16 protein-coding genes are annotated in these 19,806 nt (G+C 57.3%); 12 read left to right on the top strand and 4 right to left on the bottom strand.

Annotated features, from left to right (window positions below; all coding sequences use genetic code 11):
- The first annotated feature begins 30 nt into the window (after positions 1-30).
- The 3 genes from ACQZ6D_RS18730 to ACQZ6D_RS18720 all read left to right on the top strand — a co-directional run bounded on the left by ACQZ6D_RS18730 (position 31) and on the right by ACQZ6D_RS18720 (position 6,646).
- Positions 31-2,283, top strand: a complete 2,253-nt coding sequence (locus tag ACQZ6D_RS18730) for a type I secretion system permease/ATPase (protein ID WP_174073319.1) — start codon at positions 31-33, stop codon at positions 2,281-2,283.
- Positions 2,284-3,486, top strand: a complete 1,203-nt coding sequence (locus tag ACQZ6D_RS18725) for an HlyD family efflux transporter periplasmic adaptor subunit (RefSeq protein WP_038497353.1) — start codon at positions 2,284-2,286, stop codon at positions 3,484-3,486.
- Between the two features lie 223 nt (positions 3,487-3,709).
- A complete protein-coding gene (locus tag ACQZ6D_RS18720; protein WP_448730323.1) occupies positions 3,710-6,646 on the top strand; it encodes a Mur ligase family protein in 2,937 nt (978 codons plus the stop codon).
- A gap of 29 nt (positions 6,647-6,675) precedes the next feature.
- Here ACQZ6D_RS18720 and ACQZ6D_RS18715 read toward each other — a convergent pair whose 3' ends face one another.
- Positions 6,676-7,722, bottom strand: a complete 1,047-nt coding sequence (locus ACQZ6D_RS18715) for an alpha/beta fold hydrolase (protein ID WP_174073323.1) — start codon at positions 7,720-7,722, stop codon at positions 6,676-6,678.
- 649 nt (positions 7,723-8,371) lie between these two features.
- On the opposite strand from ACQZ6D_RS18715, the gene ACQZ6D_RS18710 reads away from it, so the two are divergent.
- From ACQZ6D_RS18710 to ACQZ6D_RS18700, 3 genes are all read left to right on the top strand, one after another.
- Positions 8,372-8,581, top strand: coding sequence for a cold-shock protein (locus ACQZ6D_RS18710; RefSeq protein WP_003519318.1), 210 nt, complete (start codon positions 8,372-8,374; stop codon positions 8,579-8,581).
- Between the two features lie 362 nt (positions 8,582-8,943).
- Entirely contained in the window at positions 8,944-9,324 is a 381-nt protein-coding gene (locus ACQZ6D_RS18705) for a DUF6481 family protein (RefSeq protein WP_003519316.1), read from the top strand.
- A gap of 70 nt (positions 9,325-9,394) precedes the next feature.
- Positions 9,395-9,670, top strand: coding sequence for a hypothetical protein (locus ACQZ6D_RS18700; protein WP_003519315.1), 276 nt, complete (start codon positions 9,395-9,397; stop codon positions 9,668-9,670).
- 514 nt (positions 9,671-10,184) lie between these two features.
- Here the strand turns inward: ACQZ6D_RS18700 and ACQZ6D_RS18695 are convergent.
- The 3 genes from ACQZ6D_RS18695 to ACQZ6D_RS18685 form a co-directional block, all read right to left on the bottom strand.
- On the bottom strand, positions 10,185-10,886 hold the full coding sequence (locus ACQZ6D_RS18695) for a hypothetical protein (RefSeq protein WP_448730324.1): 702 nt from the start codon (positions 10,884-10,886) through the stop codon (positions 10,185-10,187).
- 228 nt (positions 10,887-11,114) lie between these two features.
- A complete protein-coding gene (locus ACQZ6D_RS18690; RefSeq protein ID WP_019567187.1) occupies positions 11,115-11,870 on the bottom strand; it encodes an SDR family NAD(P)-dependent oxidoreductase in 756 nt (251 codons plus the stop codon).
- Between the two features lie 168 nt (positions 11,871-12,038).
- Complete coding sequence (locus tag ACQZ6D_RS18685; RefSeq protein ID WP_080802211.1) at positions 12,039-12,980, bottom strand: LysR family transcriptional regulator; 942 nt, start codon at positions 12,978-12,980, stop codon at positions 12,039-12,041.
- A gap of 636 nt (positions 12,981-13,616) precedes the next feature.
- Here ACQZ6D_RS18685 and msuE point away from each other — a divergent pair.
- The 6 genes from msuE (at position 13,617) to ACQZ6D_RS18655 (ending at position 19,749) form a co-directional block, all read left to right on the top strand.
- A complete protein-coding gene (msuE, locus tag ACQZ6D_RS18680) occupies positions 13,617-14,207 on the top strand; it encodes an FMN reductase (protein ID WP_448730325.1) in 591 nt (196 codons plus the stop codon).
- 22 nt (positions 14,208-14,229) lie between these two features.
- A complete protein-coding gene (gene sfnG / locus ACQZ6D_RS18675; RefSeq protein ID WP_019567191.1) occupies positions 14,230-15,333 on the top strand; it encodes a dimethylsulfone monooxygenase SfnG in 1,104 nt (367 codons plus the stop codon).
- Positions 15,334-15,439: 106 nt separating this feature from the next.
- Entirely contained in the window at positions 15,440-16,357 is a 918-nt protein-coding gene (locus ACQZ6D_RS18670; protein WP_112524637.1) for an ABC transporter ATP-binding protein, read from the top strand.
- Entirely contained in the window at positions 16,357-17,253 is an 897-nt protein-coding gene (locus ACQZ6D_RS18665; protein ID WP_065662859.1) for a branched-chain amino acid ABC transporter permease, read from the top strand. Before ACQZ6D_RS18670 ends, ACQZ6D_RS18665 begins: the two co-directional genes overlap by 1 nt.
- A 1-nt stretch (position 17,254) precedes the next feature.
- On the top strand, positions 17,255-18,295 hold the full coding sequence (locus tag ACQZ6D_RS18660) for a branched-chain amino acid ABC transporter permease (protein WP_448730326.1): 1,041 nt from the start codon (positions 17,255-17,257) through the stop codon (positions 18,293-18,295).
- Between the two features lie 119 nt (positions 18,296-18,414).
- Positions 18,415-19,749, top strand: coding sequence for an ABC transporter substrate-binding protein (locus tag ACQZ6D_RS18655; protein ID WP_448730327.1), 1,335 nt, complete (start codon positions 18,415-18,417; stop codon positions 19,747-19,749).
- Positions 19,750-19,806: the final 57 nt, after the last annotated feature.

The following is a 19,806-nucleotide window of genomic DNA, read 5'->3' as shown; positions in this document are numbered from 1 at the left end:
ATGCCCTCATGTCGTCACAAAGGAATATCCATGCCCCTTTCCGACATGACGACGGAACAATGGCCTGATCCTAATGCTGCCGGCACTGATTTTGCGAGCTGGAGCGAGGCCCTCCAATATGTGGCACGTCATTATGGTGTGCCGTTCTCGCCCGGCGGGGCACAACAACTCGCCGAAGGACTTCAGGCGATCGAGACATATGATTGGCTTGCGCGCCTGGCAAGCAAAATGGGCCTGCAGATAAAACAGGCAGCCCCGACACCGCGCCTACTCAGCAGCTGGCGATTACCGGTTATCGTAAAGCTCAAGGACGGTGCCGTGGGCGTCGTAACGGGTCTTTCTGCGAGGAAGGACGCGTCCATCGTGCTGAGCGGAGAAGGCAGCGTTGCAACGGTCTTGCCGCTAGACGTTCTGCTGTCGCAGACCGAATTCATCATTCTGGCGCGGCCGCAACGCGGAACCGTCGATGAGCGGGTCGACGGTTACATTGCCCCTTACCGGGAACATTGGTTCCGTTCGATCGCATTTCGCGACTTCGGCTCCTATGGTCATGTCATGCTGGCATCACTTGTTGCCAACATTCTGGCGCTGGCCGGCGTGATGTTCTCAATGCAGGTTTATGACCGGGTGGTGCCGGCCAAGTCCTTCAACACGCTTTATGTCTTGTTCATCGGTGTGCTGATGGCCGTGTTCTTCGACTTTATCATGCGCCGTCTGCGCACCCGCATCATCGATATCATCGGCAAGCGCACAGACATGCGAATCTCCGATCTCGTTTTCGGTCATGCGCTACGGGTAAAGAACCAGGAACGGCCTACCTCAACTGGCACATTCATTGCCCAGTTGCGCGACCTGGAACAGGTGCGCGAACTTTTGACCTCCACCACAGTGTCAGCAATTGCCGACCTTCCATTCTTCATCCTGTTCCTCTTCATCTTCTGGCTGATTGGCGGGCCGATTGTGATCATCCCGGTTGCGGCACTGTTGCTTCTAGTCTTACCGGGCCTGTTGGCACAGCGCAGGCTGCGTGCTGCCGCCAATGAGGCAATGCGGGAATCTTCACTGCGCAATGCCATGCTTGTCGAAGCCGTTCAGGGCATAGAGGACATCAAAACACTACAGGCTGAGGATCACTTTCAGCAGCGCTGGAACCATTACAATGCCGTGTCTGCTGACGGACAGCTTCGCCTGCGCGCCATTACCAATGGTCTTGCCGCGTGGAGCCATACAGTGCAAACTGGAACATTCGCCGCCGTGGTCTTCGTCGGCGCGCCGATTGTCATGGAAGGCAACATGACCACGGGCTCCCTCGTTGCCTGCTCCATTTTAGGCTCCCGCATGATGGCGCCCATGGCGCAACTGACACAAATCCTCGGTCGATTTCAGCAGGCTAAAGTCGGGTTGAAAAGCATCGATGCCATTCTGCGCATGCCTTCGGATCATCCCGACAACGAGACACGAGTAAGTGTCTCCACCCTGCGCGGCGCCTACAGGATCAAGGGTGCTGCTTTTCACTACGGTAAGGGTACAGGCCGGCCGGCGCTTGCCATCGGTGACCTGACAATTGCCGCTGGTGAAAAAGTTGCCGTTCTGGGCAAAAACGGCGCGGGCAAATCGACCCTTCTCCTTGCTATGGCGGGCATGGTTGAACCGGCAGCCGGTGAATTGCTGATCGATGACCTTGCACTTTCACAGATCGACCCTTCCGATGTCCGTCGCAATGTAGGGCTGTTGACGCAGGATATGCGCCTGTTTCACGGCACGATCCGTGAAAACGTCACCCTAGGCGCATTGCACGCACCCGAACCATTGCTTCTTGAGGCACTTTCGATGACGGGAGCGGATGATTTCGTGCGAAAGTTCCCGCGTGGTCTCGACCACCCGATCCTTGAAGGTGGAAGAGGCCTCTCAGGCGGACAGAAGCAGGCATTGCTATTGGCACGCCTTCTCATTCGTGACCCATCCGTCGTCCTGCTTGATGAGCCCACCGCAGCAATGGATGAAGCGACCGAGCGTGAGTTCATAAAACGCTTGCGATCCTGGAGTGCGGAGCGAACGGTCGTCGTCGCAACGCACCGCATGCGCGTTCTTGAACTTGTTCAGCGCATCGTCGTTGTAGAGAGCGGGCAAATTGTTCTCGATGGTAGCAAGGAGGAGGTTCTCAACACCCTACGTGGTGTCAAAAAAACTGTGGCGCCGAACGGCGTGCGCCGAAAAATGTCGGAAGCGAAGCCCGCAGCGGCGGCCAACAGCTTTCCATTCAAGACGACACAGGAGGTGTAAATGGCGGCATTCAGCGAACGCGATTTCTCCAGGCGCGGCGGTTGGGCATTCGGCGACGATGACGGTCGAAACCTCACCCGGTCCACACGCGTCGTGCAACTTTTCGTCACTCTTCTGGTGGCTATGCTCGTCTGGGCCTATTTCGCAACGCTCGATGAGGTCTCAACCGGCGATGGCCGTGTCATCCCCACCAGCCGCGAACAGGTCATACAATCACTGGAGGGGGGTATTGTCGCAACGCTTCATGTGCGCGAGGACCAGGTGGTCGAGCCCGGCCAGATTCTCGCGCAGCTTGATCCCACAAGAAGCGAATCCGATGTTGAGGAAAGTGCCGCAAAATATCGTGCCACGCTCGCTGCCGCGGCGCGGCTTGAAGCTGAAGTCAATGGCACGCCACTGACTTTCCCCGCGGCGCTGAACGCTTATCCTGGACTGACTGGATCGGAGACTGAACTTTACACGGCGCGACGGCACGCGCTGGAGGAGTCGCTGCGCTGGATCGAGGAATCCCTTTCGCTTGTCGCAAGTGAACTGAAACTCAACGAAGAACTGAGGTCCATCGGGGCGGCCAGCAATGTCGAGGTCATCCGGCTACGAAGGCAGATCGTTGAACTCGAACTCAAGAAGGTCGAGATCAAGTCTGAATATCTCGTGAAGGCGCGCGAGGAACTGACGAAGGCGAATGCGGAGGTGAATTCGCTCTCCCCGGTGGTGACTGGCCGGGCGGATAGTCTTGCTCGCCTGACACACCGTTCACCGGTACGCGGCATCGTCAAGAACATAGAGGTGTCGACAATCGGCGGTGTTGTCCCGCCCAACGGCAAGCTCATGGACATCATCCCGCTGGGTGATGAGCTTCTCATCGAGGCACGCATATCGCCACGCGACATCGCCTATATCCATCCGGGCCAGCGCGCGAGCGTCAAGATCAGCGCTTACGACTACGCCGTCTATGGCAGTCTCGACGGCAAAGTCACGACAATTTCGCCCGACACGATACAGGATGAAGTCGACCGGGAGATTTACTACTATCGCGTATTCATCAAGACCGAGAAGGACGCGCTGGTCAACGCCGCCGGTCGTGAGTTTCCGATAGTGCCGGGCATGGTCGCGAACGTCGATATTCATACGGGTGAAAAGACCGTACTGGAATATCTCGTCAAGCCTTTCAACAAGGCCCGGGAGGCATTGCGTGAACGTTGAGGCAAGAGTGGACCTGGCAAGGAAACCACGGGACATAAAACAGCGGCTTTCGAGTATTCGGACCTTTCTGCGCGGCCGGGTCCGCCCACTGGCACAGCCGCTGCCATCCGTGACGTTGTTCTTTTCGGTATCCGATGGTGACAAGCGCGCCCGTGTCATTAATGCGTCAGGGCCATCGCTTGAGTCGGCATGGCAGCAGGGAGTAACCAGTCTGTTCGCCGCCATGGCCTCCGAAAACATTGAGGGGCGTTGGCTCCGTGTCGATTGGGTAGAGATTGCCGAACAGACGACATGGCCTCAGCTGCGCGCACTGCTCGGCAAAGTGAAGCGTAACTATTTTCGCTTTGGCATCGCGCTGGATCCGGCATTCCGCCATGCCTTCACGGAACAGGAGCTGAACGCAAATGCGATGCTCTATGGCGGCAACACCATCACCAATGCCGTGCTGAACGAGAAGAATTTCAGCATTTATGCTCGCGCTCGCTATGAAGATCTGCCAGCTCTCAGCTTTTTGCAAGACAAAGCGATCTTTCTCTTTTCGACAAAAGGTGTCTTCTGCGATGAAGCCGATAGGCTCCACGCAATTGAGGGAATGGGCATTGAAGCCGGACGCCGGACAATCGACAGGCTGGACGGCGGGGTGGTACTGTCACTTATTCGTGACTCCTCTAGGTATCTTGCACGACAGGTCGAAGCAGACGGATTCTTTGTCTACGGTTACCATGCCTGTTTCGACCGACGCATAGAGGCCTATAACGCCTTGCGGCACGCGAGCACGACCTATGCCATGATCGAGGCCTGGGAAGTCACCCATGACGCGCAGCTGAAAAATGCAATCGAACGCGCGCTCGTCGCTCTCGAGGCCAGGCTGATCAAGCCCACCGTCCTTCCCGATGGCACGCAAGCTGCGTTCCTCGTTGAGGCCGACGGTGAAATCAAGCTTGGCGGCAACGCCGTTGCGCTACTCGCCCTGACGAAATACATGGCCGCCACCGGTAAAACAGAATGGAGGGGACTTGCAGACCAGCTCGCTCTCGGCATCCGCCACATGCAGAATCCGCAGACCGGCGCCTTCGTGCATGTCCTTCATTTTCCCGGTCTTGCCATCAAACAGAAATATCGCACCATCTATTACGAAGGCGAGGCAGCCTTCGGTCTCATACGACTCTACGACCTGACCGGCGATGAGAGGTGGCTAGAAACCGTTGAGCGGGCATTCAATCACTTCATCGCCCGCGATCACTGGAAACATCACGATCACTGGCTCGGCTATTGCGTCAATGAACTGACGCGTCACAGGCCCGAGGAGCGCTACTTCCGTTTTGCCATCCGCAACATCGCTGACTATCTCGATTTCGTGGAGAACCGGATCACCACCTTCCCGACATTGCTCGAATTGATGATGGCCGCACGCCAGACGCTGTCGCGGATTGCTGCCGAACCCAAATTGCACGGCCTACTGAGTGACATCGATTTGGTGCATTTCGAAAGGGCGCTTGAGAAACGCGCCCGCCATCTGCTTAACGGCCATTTCTGGCCGGAAATGGCGATGTATTATCGCAAGCCCGACCGTATCGCCGGCTCATTCTTCATCCGTCACCATGCGTTCCGGGTGCGGATAGACGATGTCGAGCACTACCTTTCCGGCCTCGTTGCTTATCGCAGCTATCTTAGAGAGCGGGCAGCTTTCCGCGAACTTGTACGCCAACATGCCGCATCTGACAGGCTCCGTGTCGCCAGATTATCGAAGTCAAAGGTCATTCCTGGTGGCAGGCAGTGGAATGCGGCGCATATCGCTGCCGCGACGGGCGGCACCTGGGTTCGTCAACCGCCCCACGGCTGGACTGCAAAGGGTCTTTGCACCTACGCACCTGCGATGCAACCTGCAGACATGGTCGTCTTGCGTGGCAATGAGGACGCAACAGGCGTGCCGGTGAATGTACTGATCAATCGGGCAAAACCGGCAGGTTTCATGACAACAGAACCGGATCTTGCCAGTGGCCAGCAGGGGCCGGTGCTGAAGGTTGCGGACAATATGCAAGCCGTTCTGGCGATGGGCGACTATGCGCGCAGCCGGATGACTGGCAGTGTGTTGGCCGTGACCGGTAGTGCCGGTAAGACGACAGTTGTCGCCATGCTTGCCCACGCGCTTTCGGCTTGGGGCAATGTCGCCAAAAGCAACCATAATGCGAACCTGCCCGCCGGCGTGGCGTGGAACCTTGCTTCCATCCCGTGGGAGACTCCACATGTGGTGCTGGAACTCGCCATCGGCAAAATGGCCATAAGTGCCCGTATGGCGCGTCCGAAAGTCGCTATTTTTACCAATGTTCTACCTGCCCACCTAGGCGAAAAAAGCACGGTTACCGACATCGCACGGACCAAAAGCGCAATATTTCTGGGCATGGAGCCGGGCGACACGGCTGTCCTCAACCGCGATATGCTTGAATGGGACACGGTGCATGATGCGGCTTCTCGGCGAAAGCTTGACATTGTCACCTACGGCACCTCGGAGGAATGCATGTGCCAGCTGCTGCGCTATGACGCGGCAAGCCGGCACGCTCATGCGCGGATCAGGAACCGGGAGGTCAGCTTCTTGATCGGCGCGGCCGGATCTCACATGGCGCTGAATGGCCTGGCCGTTCTCGCAGCGATCTCCGTACTCGGTCACCCACTCGAACCAGCGATCGCCCAACTGGAAAGTTTCGCGGCTCTGCCGGGACGCGGTGAAGAAATTCACCTCTTGCTTGACGGACGCCGGCTCACCGTGATCGATGATGCCTATAACGCCAATCCGGGTTCGATGCGCGCTGCTCTGGCCCGCCTGGGTGATCACATAGGTGGGCGGCGGATTGCTGTTTTGGGAGAGATGGCGGAACTTGGCCCCGGCGGGGCCGCCTACCATACCGAGCTCGCAGCCTTTATAGAGGACCGGTCGATCGATGAGGTGTATGCTACGGGTGACCTTTATAGCGACTTCTGGAAAGCGCTTTCGCCGTCCTCGCGTGGTCTCTATGCCGAATCTCGTCAGGCACTGAAGGAAATTCTTCGTGAGCGTCTGGTAGACGGGGACACTGTTCTTTTCAAGGGCTCGCACAGCACAGGAATGCACGAACTGGTAGAATGGTTGAAGAATAACGCCGACCGCAGCACCCTCACATAGGCCAGTTTGCACGCGGCCAAAGCGAACCGCTATTTGAATTGTTCAAGTTCCATTTCATGCACGGCACGACGGATTTCGACCGGGGACTTGCCTTGAGCGATCAGGGCAGCAGCGAGGCGACCGTGATATGCCAGAATATGGCGTTGGCGGTCCGTCGCCTGAACGTAGACGTGGTGTGGCTCAAAGCCTGCGGCGCGCAGGCGCCTGACATAAAAGAGCTGACTGAAAAATGGTACGGTACGATCTTCCGGATCGGACAGAATATAGATCTCTGGCCGATGATCGGCCGGAATACGGTCGATTTCATCAACGGGATCGTAAAATTCTGATGAATTGTAAAGCAGTTTGCCAGGAACCCGCCGCCGCCGCTCCCAGAAGGCGGATACCTGCTTTACCGAAACCAGACCGGAGGTGATAACGGCGGCCGAGATGTCCCTGCGCCGGTTCAAGAGGGCGGCAACAATCTGTCCGCCTGCGGAATGACCCGCAAGGATGAAAGTTGATACCTTATGCCTTTCTCTGATCAGGTCGAGCGCGCGATCCATCAGCGCAATTTCGCGCAGATGGCGACGTTTGTTATGGTCGCCAGAAGAACCATATATGCCCGGGCGGGCAATGAAGATTGCGGGATAGCCGGCTTGTAGCGCCCAATCCGCCATTTCTGCTGCTATCGTGGCAGGTGACTGGCGCAGATAGGAATCTGATATGAAACGCACGCCTTTGGAATTGCGCAACATCACGTCGCCACCGAAATAAACCAGGGCCGTCTGATTTTGGCCATCTACCAGCGCCTGCGGATAATACCGAATGCAATCGCCCTTGCCGTCGACTTCGATCCACAGACCGTGAGGGACGGCGGAGCATGATCTTGCCGATGCGTAAGACCCGTTCAGAGCCTCAAAGGGGCTGAAGTTCTCGTCGTTCTTGAAAATGGTCAGTTCACGCGGCTTGGGGAGTTCGAAAGGACCAAGTCTTGGTGCATCGGCCAGCGCGGATTGCGATGCCCCGGGAATAGCGAGCGCGAGCAAAACCCAACGCGCGATCCACCAGGAAAGCCTGGGCTCTTGCCTGTTCATGGTTTCACTCCGTACGTCGTCGCGTTCGTATTATTAGGAACAGTCACCAATGTTAGAGCTCCGCCAGCAATCCTTGCATCATTTTGCCAAAAACATGCCGATACGTCACCTCCTTGATTACCGCGCACGCCGAGGCGCGATCAACGATCTGGATCGAGACAAGCTACCCTGCTTCATCTTCACAATGCTCACCATCGCGTGATGTCGATCGCGGCCCAGCAAAAGAAATTCCAACCGCACGAAGCGCCGTAAAATGCCATGCCTACTCGACCCAGCTTGGAGCGCGGATTCCGTGGAAGTCGGCGTGTGGATGACATTGATTGCCGACGCCATTTGAGGTTGCGCAGCCTAACGTTCTTCTCGAGGTGGGATAAGCTGTCTATAAATCCGGAGTAATTCGAAGCACCAGCCTCATGCAACGCTCAGGAAGTACAACCCTAAGGCGAATACACAAAATATGAAAACTAATCGTTGACGCGACGATTTCGGTACATTATACATAAATCATCGATCTTTTGCTTGCCGAGCTTTGTCTACCGCGCGATTGGCACCGCGCTTTAAGCGAACTTCCATTTCAAAAATAGTCGGTTTCCTCGCTGCGCAGCATCAGCTTCGCGGTCCTACACTCTATGCTTTGAAAGGGTTCAACATGACCACTGGCACAGTAAAATGGTTTAATTCCACCAAAGGCTTCGGCTTCATCCAGCCCGACAATGGCGGCGCTGATGCGTTCGTTCATATCTCCGCTGTCGAGCGCGCCGGAATGCGCGAGCTCGTTGAAGGCCAGAAGATCGGCTTCGAACTCGAGCGCGACAACAAGTCGGGCAAGATGTCTGCTACCAATCTGCAGGCCGCATAAATCAAGATTTGCTTCCCTTTGACCACGGATGTACTGGCACTGTCGGAAGCTGCTTCATTAAGGTCAGGCGTTTTGCCTGGCCTTTTTCGTTTCGGTTTCAAGCCGAACCAATTGAGATTGCAAGAGCAGAAAAACAAAGTGGATCCGGCTCGCAGACGACGATCTGCCTCACCGGCATCCAGATGTAATTTTCTGTCAAAAGCAACCTTGCGGTAGTGTCGGAATACGGCGCTCACGCCCCGTAGACCGAATGGCTGCCAGCGGCACGTCTCGCCAAGAAGGCAGGGCACTGCTCCATCAATCCGGTCATAAAACGCGCCAAAAACGCGATGATCTCTCTTCCACTCATTATCAGGATATCCATGAAGAACGCCCGAAACAATGACGTCGCCGACCGTCGCGCCGCATCTACCGAAGCCAAAGCTGCTCTGCTCAATGCGTACCGCGCGGCAAAGACCGCTTTAGAACCTTCCAGGCTGGCAAGACAGGCAGAACGAGCAGCCATTGCCACAGCTCGAGAAGAGCGACGTCTTCAACGCGAGCGCACGAAGCTTGAGGAACAGCAACGTATCGAGACCGACGCTTTGGAGCGCCAGGCAGCGATTGAGGCGGTCGCAGTCGCAGAAATCGAAGCGCGGGAGAGTGCCGAAAAGGCACGTATAGCCCGGGTCATTGAAGATGAGACGATGCGAAAGGCTGAACGCGACCGGCGCTACGCTAACCGCAAGGCAAGACAAGCCTAACCTTGCCCTTGCACGCCGACCCCACAACATGACGGCGTCATGCTGGTGACACTCTAACGAAAGCAGCCCCATGGCACCGGATAATAACGAGCTCCAGGCAATCAACACGTCGTGGCAAATCGCTATCCAGGAAATCCTGCGCATGGTCATTCGCGACATGTACCATGACGGTGGAGAAGCGAATTTCAAGGCCCATATAAAACGTATTGAAGAAGCTGCGGTCGACAGCATCCACTCCGATCTTCGACTTCGAGGAACCGACGAGTGGACTGAAGTGCTTGTAAAGGAACGGGCGAGCAACTTCGTGACGACATTGCTGACGTCCTTCACTTACGACCGTGCCTGACCCCGGACATCGGTTTCAATGAGGAACCGAGCCGATTTCCAAGGAGAAGTGCGCCACCTCCGAGTACGATTTTCTGATCAGGGTTTAGTTGAGGGATTGGCTTTTTCTCCTTTCTCTGTGCCATGGTGGCCGAGCTGGCCTTAAAGCTGGAACTGACGTGCCCGGTATTCCACATCAGTGGATCGAGCTCTCGGCTCCGTGAGAGCTAACAGTTTATTCAATCACGGTCTTTTCGATCATTTTGCCCATGCGAATCTGAGCGCGACTGGTGGCCGGCCCTCGCAACTCGCCGCACTATCAGCGAGCATTGAGGCAACGCAGCGAGCCACTTTCCTCGACCAGCAGACCAAGTGGAAAGACGTTGGCGTCGATTGACGCGTAAACGACCTGTTCAAGGCTGTCTGGCGGGGCGCGTGGACAAATCGCTGACAGCACACGGACCTACCGGGTGTTTTAAAAGCAATAATTGTCCCACGGTCGCGGCATGACGGTTATCTGCTAACCGCATTAGCCGCTATGCGACTAAGAACGCGGTTACTTCATCGGCCAAGCCAGCGAGAAAAGTGTGTCGATCTGGATGAGGTTCCGGGACATTTGGTGGCAATTCGTCCATGTATGTGAAATGGCCGGCATCGGGATCAACTTGGAGCGCCACAGATGCCTGGGCGGCTAGTGCATCCATGAGAAAACGAGACTGGGCCGGGGGCGTGATTGTGTCCTTGGCTCCCACCCAGATTTTCATCGGCATCTTGATACGGTCAACCGCACCTGGTCGGCGGAAGAAGTCCGTTGGCGGAGCCAAGACTGCCAGTCGCTCGAGGCGTGGCGTAGAGCCTGTAATCAGTTGCTGCCCATCAAGGGTTTCTCCCTCGGCACCTTGAAGGGCGAGCATGGCCGTCGCTCCAATGGAATGCCCGATACCCACGATGGGGAGATTGCTGGAGGTGCAATCGTCTATAGATGCTTCGAGCCTGCGGATGCGCATGTCCAACTCGGCCTTGGTCGGGGCGATTGAGGTCAGCATTTCAAAGTGTGGTGCGATGACCGTGTAATTCCCGTTCGCCAAGGTCTGCAGCAAATGACGGTGGCGTGACGGATTACCGCCACGACCGACTGCGAACAAAGCAATCCACTTTGGGTTCTTGGCCTCAACCCGAGTAATGGTAAAAGATTCCAACTCATTGGATACGATGTCGATATTGGATTCAATTTCCATATTTTCTCTCAATCATCAGAATAAGTTTATCATCGTCTTCCGCGATAAACGAAGCCAACGTATCTCATTCATTGAAGTCCTGACCAGTCAGCGATTCAACGTTGCTTTTTGGAGGCCGTTTGAACCAGAGCGACTTCATCGAAACAGATTGGTGCATTCTGATGGGTCTGTGAACGCTGGTGCCCCAGGAGAAAAAAGAGCGGGCGCGGCCCGCTCCCGTCCAAGGATTTAGACCTGGGCTTGGCCACCATCGGCAAACAGTTCGGCGCCGTTTACGAAGCTCGCATCGTCGGAGGCGAGGAAGAGGGTCGCCTTGGCGATTTCGTCGGGCTCACCGACGCGACCGAGCGGAATACGGGAAGCTAGGTAGTCGATCAGACCCTGCTGCTGCTCCTTGTCATCACCAGCAAGCTCCACAAGTCCGGGCGTGCGCGTTGCTCCGGGGGAAACGACGTTCACGCGTATGCCAGTGCCCTTGAGATCGAGAGCCCAAGAGCGGGCGAGGTTGCGGACGGCCGCTTTGGAGGCTGAGTAGACCGAGAATGCGGCCGTGCCTTCTGTGCCGGCGGTCGAACCCGTTAGAACGATCGACGAACCCTGACCCATCAGTGGCAGAGCCTTTTGAACAGTAAAGATGACCGCCTTCACATTGCGGGCGAACGTGTTGTCAACCTGCTCTTCGGTGATTTCGCCGAGGGGAAGCATGCTGCCGCCGCCGGCGTTGACGACCAGGACATCAAGGCGTCCCTGTTGCGACTTCACCTGGGCGAAGACGTCGTCGAGTTCGTCGTTCTTTGCCGAGTCCGCCTGTATGCCGACGGCGCCGTGGCCGATCGCTGCGACGGCCTTATCCAGAGCGTCCTTGCGGCGACCTGTAATGTAAACCCGGGCTCCTTCGGTTGCGAAAAGCCTGGCGGTCGACAGGCCAATGCCGCTCGTTGCACCGGTCACGATTGCAATCTTATTTGCTAGTCTCTTGGTCATTTTATTCTCCTAAGGCTGGGCGCGCGAAAGGGTCAGTCCGAATTCGCGGCCTGTTGACGGTCTAAAGCTATGCGGGAGGTGGCGCCGGCCTTGGGCCTGTCGTCGCCGTCCGATGTGCAGAACGTAATTCCTCAGCCCTGCAGGGAGAAGCCAGTTCGTATGGAGACATTATCCATCTGTATGGACAGTATCCATCGCCGCGCCGCGCCTTGCGTCGACGCCTTCAAACACTTTCGCCGCCCAGTCCGAGAATGCCCGCAGCCGCGGGTTTGAAAATCTGTCAGCGGGATAGACCAGGTGCAAAACATGGTTTTCAGGCTTCCAGTCAGGAAGCAGTTCGATCAGCAAACCCTTGTCGATATTAGGTCTTGCCAGGAATCCGAAACTTTGGCCGATACCCAACCCGGCTAGCAACGCATTCAAATGCGCCGTGCTTTCGTTGAGGGAAATGCCGCTTGACATCGGCATATACTCGGTCTGCTCGTTGCCGCGCTGGAAGCGCAGCGGGAACCGTTTACCGGATGACGCCGAAAAATAGCTGACGACACGATGCGCCTGAATGTCGTCTGGATGCATCGGCAGTTCTTTTCCGGCGAGATAAACTGGCGCTGCGCAGAGCACATAGTCGAGTTCGCATAGCTTCCTCGCCCTGAGGGATGAATCGCCAAGTGAACCACCACGAATGACGCAATCGATCCCTTCGCCAATAAGGTCGACAGATCGATCACTGACGCCGAGAAGCAGGTCTATCTGCGGATACTGGCGCTGGAAGTCCCAAAGGGACGGGATGAGGATCCGGTTCGCCAGGACAGAACCAATATCAATCCGAAGCCTTCCTTTGGGCGCGCTGCGGGCGCCAGCGACGGTGCCGTCCATGTCGTCCAGATCTGCAAGCAGGCGAAGGGCGCGCTGGTGATAGGCAATACCTTCCGTGGTCATTGTCACCGACCGGGTGGTCCGCTCAACGAGTTTTGTCCCGAGATGTGCTTCAAGATCCTGCACGAGCTTGCTAACTGACGACCGTGGGAGATTCATTGTGTCCGCAGCCTTGGTAAAAGATCCGGCTTCGGCGACGCGAACGAATGTTCGTATGGCGAGTATCTGGTCCATGCAACGCCCTGCAGATTAGGTCTACGATAACCGACTATATCGGAACCGCGACCAAGACCATTTAATTTCTTGCTCTCAATCGGTCGCGTGCCTCCAACAAGACCTCGAATGCTGATTGTCGCTAAAACGCAGTCGACGCCATACATGCCGGAGGTTTGGCTTCTCTGTGCAGAGAGATCCGGTAAATGGTCCGTTTTCCGCCGGTTTATGGCGGCGACCCGCAAAATGCCATGCCGGAAAGACCGCACGCAGTCGATGACACCTATCCTTCGCACATGCGCTGACTTGGGCGCTACCGAAGTGTGCATTTTATCGACGTAGATCGCTCGTCAGTCATTCATCAATCGATGCGGGGCGGTTCGATGGCTGGCATGCCATTAATACAGTGAAATGAGCCACACCCTCATATTCAATTCTGGTGAGGGAGAACGCGACTGTTTTTGTATGTCGGTCACGACAAACGAGCGACGTGGCGCCTAAACGCTTCGCTGCTCACTGGCACTGCCTGCTTAGTCCTTTGCGTCAGAGGGCGAATGCACAAGATTGGTTTCCTCAAAATGCCCTCACTTTGGAATTTGCATCTTTGATTATCTATGAAAACTATAGAAATTAAAGGTAACAAGAGTGAGGCGAACAATGAACGTACTTGGAATAAGCGGCAGCGTTAAACAACCGTCACGCACGGCACGCATTGTCTCGGACATCCTGAAGTCGATCGAGAGACGGGCAAGCGTCTCTGTGGACACGGTCGATCTGGCTGTGGCGGCACCGATCCTGTTCAGGGCTCTTCGCGCAGATCAACTGGATGAGGCCGGCCGCAGGATTATTGATGCTGTGGAAGGTGCCGACGTACTTGTCGTCGGTTCGCCTGTCTACCGCGCATCCTACACCGGCGCGTTAAAGCATCTCTTCGATCTCGTCGATTTCCGTGCGCTTCAAGGCAAGCGTGTGATCCTTGCGGCAACGGGCGGTACAGCACTGCATGGCCTCATGCTGGAGCATCAGTTCAGGCCGCTGTTCGGCTTCTTTGGCGCCGTTACAGTGCCAACAACGGTCTACGCCGTCGAGGCGGATTTCACCGGATACACGCTCTCGAACCCCGTGGTTGAGGCGCGCGTCGAGCGTGCCGTTGCCGAATTGATCGATCTACTGCCAGCCAGAAACCTTGTCGCCGACGATCACCGTTCGGCCCTTCGTCTCGTTTCACACGACGCGGTCGCGAACTGACATCAGAAAAGAGGAGATTTCCATGACTGAACACCACGCCGAGCCCGTGAAATTTGCCTATTGGGTGCCGAATGTGTCCGGCGGCCTCGTCATCTCGAACATCGAGCAGCGCACCAGCTGGACAATTGACTACAACCGCAAGCTCGCGCAGATCGCCGAAGCGAGCGGCTTCGATTACGCGCTGAGCCAGATCCGCTTCACCGCCGGCTACGGTGCCGAATTCCAACATGAATCCGTGTCGTTCAGTCACGCCCTGCTGGAATCGACGACGACGCTGAAGGTCATCGCCGCCATTCTGCCTGGTCCGTGGAACCCCGCGCTTGCCGCCAAACAGATTGCCACGATCAATCACCTCACCAACGGTCGCGTTGCCGTTAACATCGTCAGCGGCTGGTTCCGCGGCGAGTTTCACGCCATCGGCGAGCCTTGGCTCGATCACGACGAACGCTACCGCCGTTCGGAAGAATTCATCCGGGCTCTGCGCGGCATCTGGACGGAAGACAATTTCACCTTCCGCGGCGATTTCTACCGCTTCAACAACTACTCCCTCAAGCCGAAGCCGATTGATCCGCAGCCGGAAATCTTCCAGGGCGGTTCGTCGCGTGCGGCTCGCGATATGGCGGCCCGCGTATCCGACTGGTACTTCACCAACGGCAACACGCCGGAGGAAATCGCCAAGCAGGTGAATGACATTCGCGTCAAGGCCAAAGAAAACAACCATGCGGTCAAAGTCGGCGTGAATGCCTTCGCCATCGTGCGCGAGACCGAGGAAGAGGCGAGAGCCGTGCTTGCCGAGATCATCGAAAAGGCCAATCCGGAAGCGGTCAATGCCTTCGGCCATGAGGTAAAAAATGCCGGCAAGTCTTCTCCCGAAGGCGAGGGCAACTGGGCGAAGTCGAGCTTCGAAGACCTCGTTCAGTATAATGACGGCTTCCGCTCAAACCTGATCGGCACGCCGCGGCAGGTTGCCGAACGCGTGGTGAACCTCAAACGCGCCGGGGCTGACCTTATCCTGCTGGGCTTCCTGCATTTTCAGGAAGAAGTCGAGTATTTCGGCAAGCATGTCATCCCGCTCGTGCGCGAACTGGAACAGGCGGAAATCAGCGCAGCAATCGCTGCGGAGTAATGTCGCAAATCGGACGGCAGCGGCCTTCGGCCGCCGCCTGGACCACGGGCGGGACCGCCTTCGTGATTGGAAACCTGTGCCCATTGGGCGGAGCATGGACTGAACGATGTCAGCATCGAGTTTTCTGGTTGCAAGTCTTGGCGCGGAGGTGGCGATCCCAACGGACATTCGCCAACACATTGCCTTGCCCAGCGAGCATGCCGGGCAAGAACGCCACGCGCTGGACGCCGCCAAAGAACTCGTGCTGGAGCTTCGCGGTATTGACCTCTCCTTTGGAGGCGTCGTCGCTCTGGAGAATATCGACCTGGCCGTGCGGCAGGGCGAAATCCTGGGTATTATCGGGCCCAACGGCGCCGGCAAGAGTTCGCTGATCAATGTTATCTCAGGCGTCTACCGCCCGGATCGTGGCCATGTAGCGATTAATGGCAAAGCCTATCGTCCAGTGCCGACTGAGAAGCTCGCCAGTCTCGGCGTGGCGCGGACGTTCCAGAACCTCGCCTTGTTCAAGGGTCTCAGTGTTCTCGATAATGTCGCCACGGGGCGGGCTTACGCCGAGCGGGCAAATTTCCTGAGCCAGATAGCCGGTCTGCCGAGCGCTCGTCGCGAGCAGGCCGATGCCCGCGAGCGGGCAGGGCGGATCATCGATTTTCTGCATCTGACGCCCCATGTTGACCGGCTTGCCGGCACGCTGCCCTATGGATTGCAGAAGCGGGTGGAACTGGCGCGTGCGCTTGCCGCCGAGCCACGCATTCTGCTGCTTGACGAGCCCATGGCTGGCATGACGGCGACGGAGAAGAACGAACTTGCCGATTATGTGCGTCTCGCGCGTGACGAATATGCGGTCACCGTCGTTCTGATCGAGCATGACATTGGCGTGGTGATGGGTCTTTCCGACCGCATCGCGGTGCTCGACTACGGGCGCAAGATCGCCGATGGCACACCTGCGGAAATTGCCAGCGATCAACGTGTCATCGATGCCTATCTCGGCGCTGCGCCGGAAAACGAAGACGGGGAGGGTATCTGATGGCTGCGTTTGATTGGTTGTTCTTTACCGAGGTCCTGGTCGGCGGGTTGCTCTCCGGGGTCATGTATTCCCTCGTCGCCATCGGGTTCGTGCTGATCTACAAGACATCGGGTGTCCTAAACTTTTCGCAGGGCGCGCTTCTCCTGTTCGCGGCGCTGACCTTTGTCAGCCTTGTCGAGCGTGGCGTGCCTTTTGTGGCTGCCTTTGCCATTACCTTTGCCATCATGGTCGTCATCGGTGTTGCGATCGAGCGTACGGTGCTTCGGCCGCTCACCAACAAGCCACCGATCACGCTGTTCATGGCGACGCTTGGCCTCTCCTACATCATCGAGGGAGCGGCCCAACTCCTCTGGGGTACGCAGGTTCATGGGCTTGATCTCGGTATCGAGGACATTCCCTTTGATGTTGGTGGCGTTTTCATCAGCCAGTTCGACATCTTTGCCGCAGTCGTCGCGGCTGGCATGGTGGCGGCTCTCTCGGCCTTCTTCCGCTACACCCGCATCGGCCTCGGCTTCCGCGCCGTCGCGGATGACCAGTTCGCGGCGCTTGCCGTCGGTCTCAAGCTGCCCTGGATATGGGCGAGCGTTTGGGCGGCGGCAGGCCTCGTTGCCCTGGTCGCCGGGCTGCTCTGGGGTGCGCGGCTCGGGGTGCAGTTCTCGCTGTCGCTGGTAGTGCTGAAGGCTCTGCCGGTGCTCGTTCTCGGCGGCTTCGATTCCATTCTAGGCGCGATCATCGGTGGTCTGATTGTCGGCGCGTCGGAAAAGCTCGCCGAGGTCTATATCGGTGAGTACTTCGGCGGCGGCATCGAGGGGTGGTTCGCCTATGTCGTGGCCCTTGCCTTCCTGCTGATCCGCCCGTCCGGGCTCTTCGGTCAAAAGCTTGTGGAAAGGGTCTAATATGTCCGCCGTTACAGCCGATCTTTCATCGTCGTTCTCCCTGCCGCGCCATGCCGGCACGGTGGCATTGCTCGCCGTTGCTTATCTCGTCGTGCCGTTCGTCGGCACCAGTTACCTCTTCGAGGCAATCCTGCTGCCGTTTCTTGCGCTCAGCCTTGCCGGGGTTGGTCTCAACCTTTTGACTGGCTATGCGGGTCAGGTCTCGCTTGGTTCGGCCGCATTCATGGCCGTCGGTGCCTTCGCGGCATACAATTTCAATCTGCGTATCGATGCGCTGCCGCTTATTGTTTCGATTGTACTTGCCGGTCTTTCCGCCGCAGCTATCGGCATAGTTTTTGGCCTGCCGAGCCTGCGACTGCGCGGTTTCTACCTCGCCGTTTCGACTCTTGCGGCGCAGTTCTTCGTGCAATGGGCGTTAACGAAATTCAGCTGGTTCTCGAACGAATCCGCATCCGGCGTGATCGATGCGCCAGCGCTATCGCTGGCCGGGATTTCTTTCGAAGGGCCGATCGGGCGTTATCTCTTCGCGCTGACCATTGTCGCCGTCCTCACGTTCCTCGCCTACCGCCTGGTATCGTCGCAGACCGGCCGCAACTTCATTGCCGTGCGCGACAACGAGACCGCCGCACGCATCATCGGCATTCCGGTGCTGCGCACCAAGCTGCTCGCCTTTGCAATCTCGTCCTTCATCGTCGGGGTTGCCGGGGTAATCTGGGCTTTTGCCTATCTTCGCACGGTGGAGCCGGCCGGTTTCAATCTCGACCGCTCGTTCCAAATACTCTTCATCGTCATAATCGGCGGGCTTGCCTCGATCCGGGGTGCCTTCTTCGGCGCGGCTTTGATCGTCGTCTTTCCGCTCGTCCTCTCACGGCTTGGCTCTTTGCTATTGGGCGATGTCTTTAATTCCGGAGTGCTCGATATGACGCAGCGCATCGTTCTCGGCGCCTTGATCATTCTGTTTCTGATCCTGGAACCTGACGGCCTCGTATCATTGTGGGATCGCTTGAAGTTACGCATTACGGCTGCCGTCAGGCGGGCGTGAACCCCTCGAAGCCGGCCCTGACAGGCAAAGGCTTCCAACAAGAAAAGCTTATCAGCAATGAATTCCTGAAACCAACACGGATGGCCGAGCGCCAGCCGACAGACGGAGTGTGTCCAGATATGACCTTCTACACGAAAATCAAAGCAGCAGCCTTTGCTGCCGGCATCAGCCTCGCCGCCATCGCCTCCCCGGCCATGGCCGATGAACAGTACTTCCCCCTGCAAAGCTACCGCGTCGGGCCTTATGCAGCCGGCGGCACGGGTTTTTTCGGCGGATTCATCGATTATCTCAATCTCGTCAACATCAGGGACGGCGGTATCAACGGCGTCAAGCTGACATGGTCCGAAGCCGAAACCCAGTACGAAGTTGAGCGAGGGGTCGAAGCTTATGAACGCCTGAAGAGCAATCCCGGCGTTGCGGCCTGGAACCCGCTGTCGGTCGGCATAGCCTATGCCATGATCGACCGCATCACCCAAGACAAGGTACCGCTCATTACCATCAACCACGGCCGCACGGATTCGACTGACGGCCGTGTTTTTCCCTATGTCTTCCCGCTGCTGCTCAATCCCTACAGCGAAACCTCCGGCATCGTGAACTACATTGCATCCAAGGAAGGCGGGGTTGGAGGACTGAAGGGCAAGAAGATCGTCGTGCTCTACCACGGCTCTCCCTATGGCAAGGAAACGATCCCGATCTATGACCTGCTGGCCAAGAAGTATGGCTTCGACCTCCAGCAGATCGAAGTCCCGCATCCGGGCAACGAGCAGCAGTCGCAGTGGCTGACGATCCGCCGTGCCAAGCCGGATTATGTCGTGCTGCGCGGCTGGGGCGTCATGAACCCGGTGGCGTTGAAGACGGCGGCGAAGACCGGTTTCCCGGTGGATCGCATCATCGGCAATGTCTGGTCCAACTCGGAAGAGGACGTTATTCCCGCCGGCGACGCTGCCAAAGGCTATACCGCCATCACCACCCAGGCATCCGGTGCCGAATATCCGGTGGTCAAGGAAATCGTGAAAACCGTCTATGACGCCGGCAAGGGCAACCTTGATGACAAGAGCCGCATCGGCTCCGTCTATCACAATCTCGGTATCGTCAACGGTATTCTTAATGTCGAGGCGGTGCGGATCGCCCAGGAGAAATTCGGCAAGCGCACCCTGACCGGCGACGAAGTTCGCTGGGGCTTCGAGCATCTGCAGCTTGATCCAGCCCGTGTCGAGGCATTGGGCGCCAAGGATCTCTTCCACTCGATCAATGTCACTTGGGATAACCATGAGGGTAACGGCTACGTGACGTTCCAGCAGTGGGACGGCAAGAAGTGGAACGTGGTTTCCGATTGGATCGCACCGGACTGGGCCCTGCTGCGCCCGATCATCGAGAAGTCGTCCGAGGCCTATGCGGCTGAAAAGGGCATCAAGCTTCGCACGTCGGAAGATGCGAATTCCGTGACGAACTGATGTTCGCGTGGTCGGGCAAGGGTCTCCCCGTGTCCGGCCACAACATCCCGAAAAGCG

It is taken from the genome of Agrobacterium sp. 22-3639C2, assembly GCF_053522105.1.
Note: the sequence above shows the minus strand (reverse complement) of the source record. Positions and strands in the feature narration are given on the sequence as shown.

What these genes read in the sequence shown, in the direction of transcription:
- ACQZ6D_RS18665 (WP_065662859.1), top strand. Translation starts at nt 16,357, where the DNA reads ATGGCTGCGTTTGATTGGTTGTTCTTTACCGAGGTCCTGGTCGGCGGG.
- ACQZ6D_RS18720 (WP_448730323.1), top strand. Translation starts at nt 3,710, where the DNA reads ATGGCCTCCGAAAACATTGAGGGGCGTTGGCTCCGTGTCGATTGGGTA.
- ACQZ6D_RS18710 (WP_003519318.1), top strand. Translation starts at nt 8,372, where the DNA reads ATGACCACTGGCACAGTAAAATGGTTTAATTCCACCAAAGGCTTCGGC.
- ACQZ6D_RS18670 (WP_112524637.1), top strand. Translation starts at nt 15,440, where the DNA reads ATGTCAGCATCGAGTTTTCTGGTTGCAAGTCTTGGCGCGGAGGTGGCG.
- ACQZ6D_RS18685 (WP_080802211.1), bottom strand. Translation starts at nt 12,980, where the DNA reads ATGGACCAGATACTCGCCATACGAACATTCGTTCGCGTCGCCGAAGCC.
- ACQZ6D_RS18700 (WP_003519315.1), top strand. Translation starts at nt 9,395, where the DNA reads ATGGCACCGGATAATAACGAGCTCCAGGCAATCAACACGTCGTGGCAA.
- ACQZ6D_RS18655 (WP_448730327.1), top strand. Translation starts at nt 18,415, where the DNA reads ATGACCTTCTACACGAAAATCAAAGCAGCAGCCTTTGCTGCCGGCATC.
- msuE (WP_448730325.1), top strand. Translation starts at nt 13,617, where the DNA reads ATGAACGTACTTGGAATAAGCGGCAGCGTTAAACAACCGTCACGCACG.
- ACQZ6D_RS18730 (WP_174073319.1), top strand. Translation starts at nt 31, where the DNA reads ATGCCCCTTTCCGACATGACGACGGAACAATGGCCTGATCCTAATGCT.
- ACQZ6D_RS18690 (WP_019567187.1), bottom strand. Translation starts at nt 11,870, where the DNA reads ATGACCAAGAGACTAGCAAATAAGATTGCAATCGTGACCGGTGCAACG.
- ACQZ6D_RS18725 (WP_038497353.1), top strand. Translation starts at nt 2,284, where the DNA reads ATGGCGGCATTCAGCGAACGCGATTTCTCCAGGCGCGGCGGTTGGGCA.
- ACQZ6D_RS18705 (WP_003519316.1), top strand. Translation starts at nt 8,944, where the DNA reads ATGAAGAACGCCCGAAACAATGACGTCGCCGACCGTCGCGCCGCATCT.
- ACQZ6D_RS18695 (WP_448730324.1), bottom strand. Translation starts at nt 10,886, where the DNA reads ATGGAAATTGAATCCAATATCGACATCGTATCCAATGAGTTGGAATCT.
- ACQZ6D_RS18715 (WP_174073323.1), bottom strand. Translation starts at nt 7,722, where the DNA reads ATGAACAGGCAAGAGCCCAGGCTTTCCTGGTGGATCGCGCGTTGGGTT.
- sfnG (WP_019567191.1), top strand. Translation starts at nt 14,230, where the DNA reads ATGACTGAACACCACGCCGAGCCCGTGAAATTTGCCTATTGGGTGCCG.
- ACQZ6D_RS18660 (WP_448730326.1), top strand. Translation starts at nt 17,255, where the DNA reads ATGTCCGCCGTTACAGCCGATCTTTCATCGTCGTTCTCCCTGCCGCGC.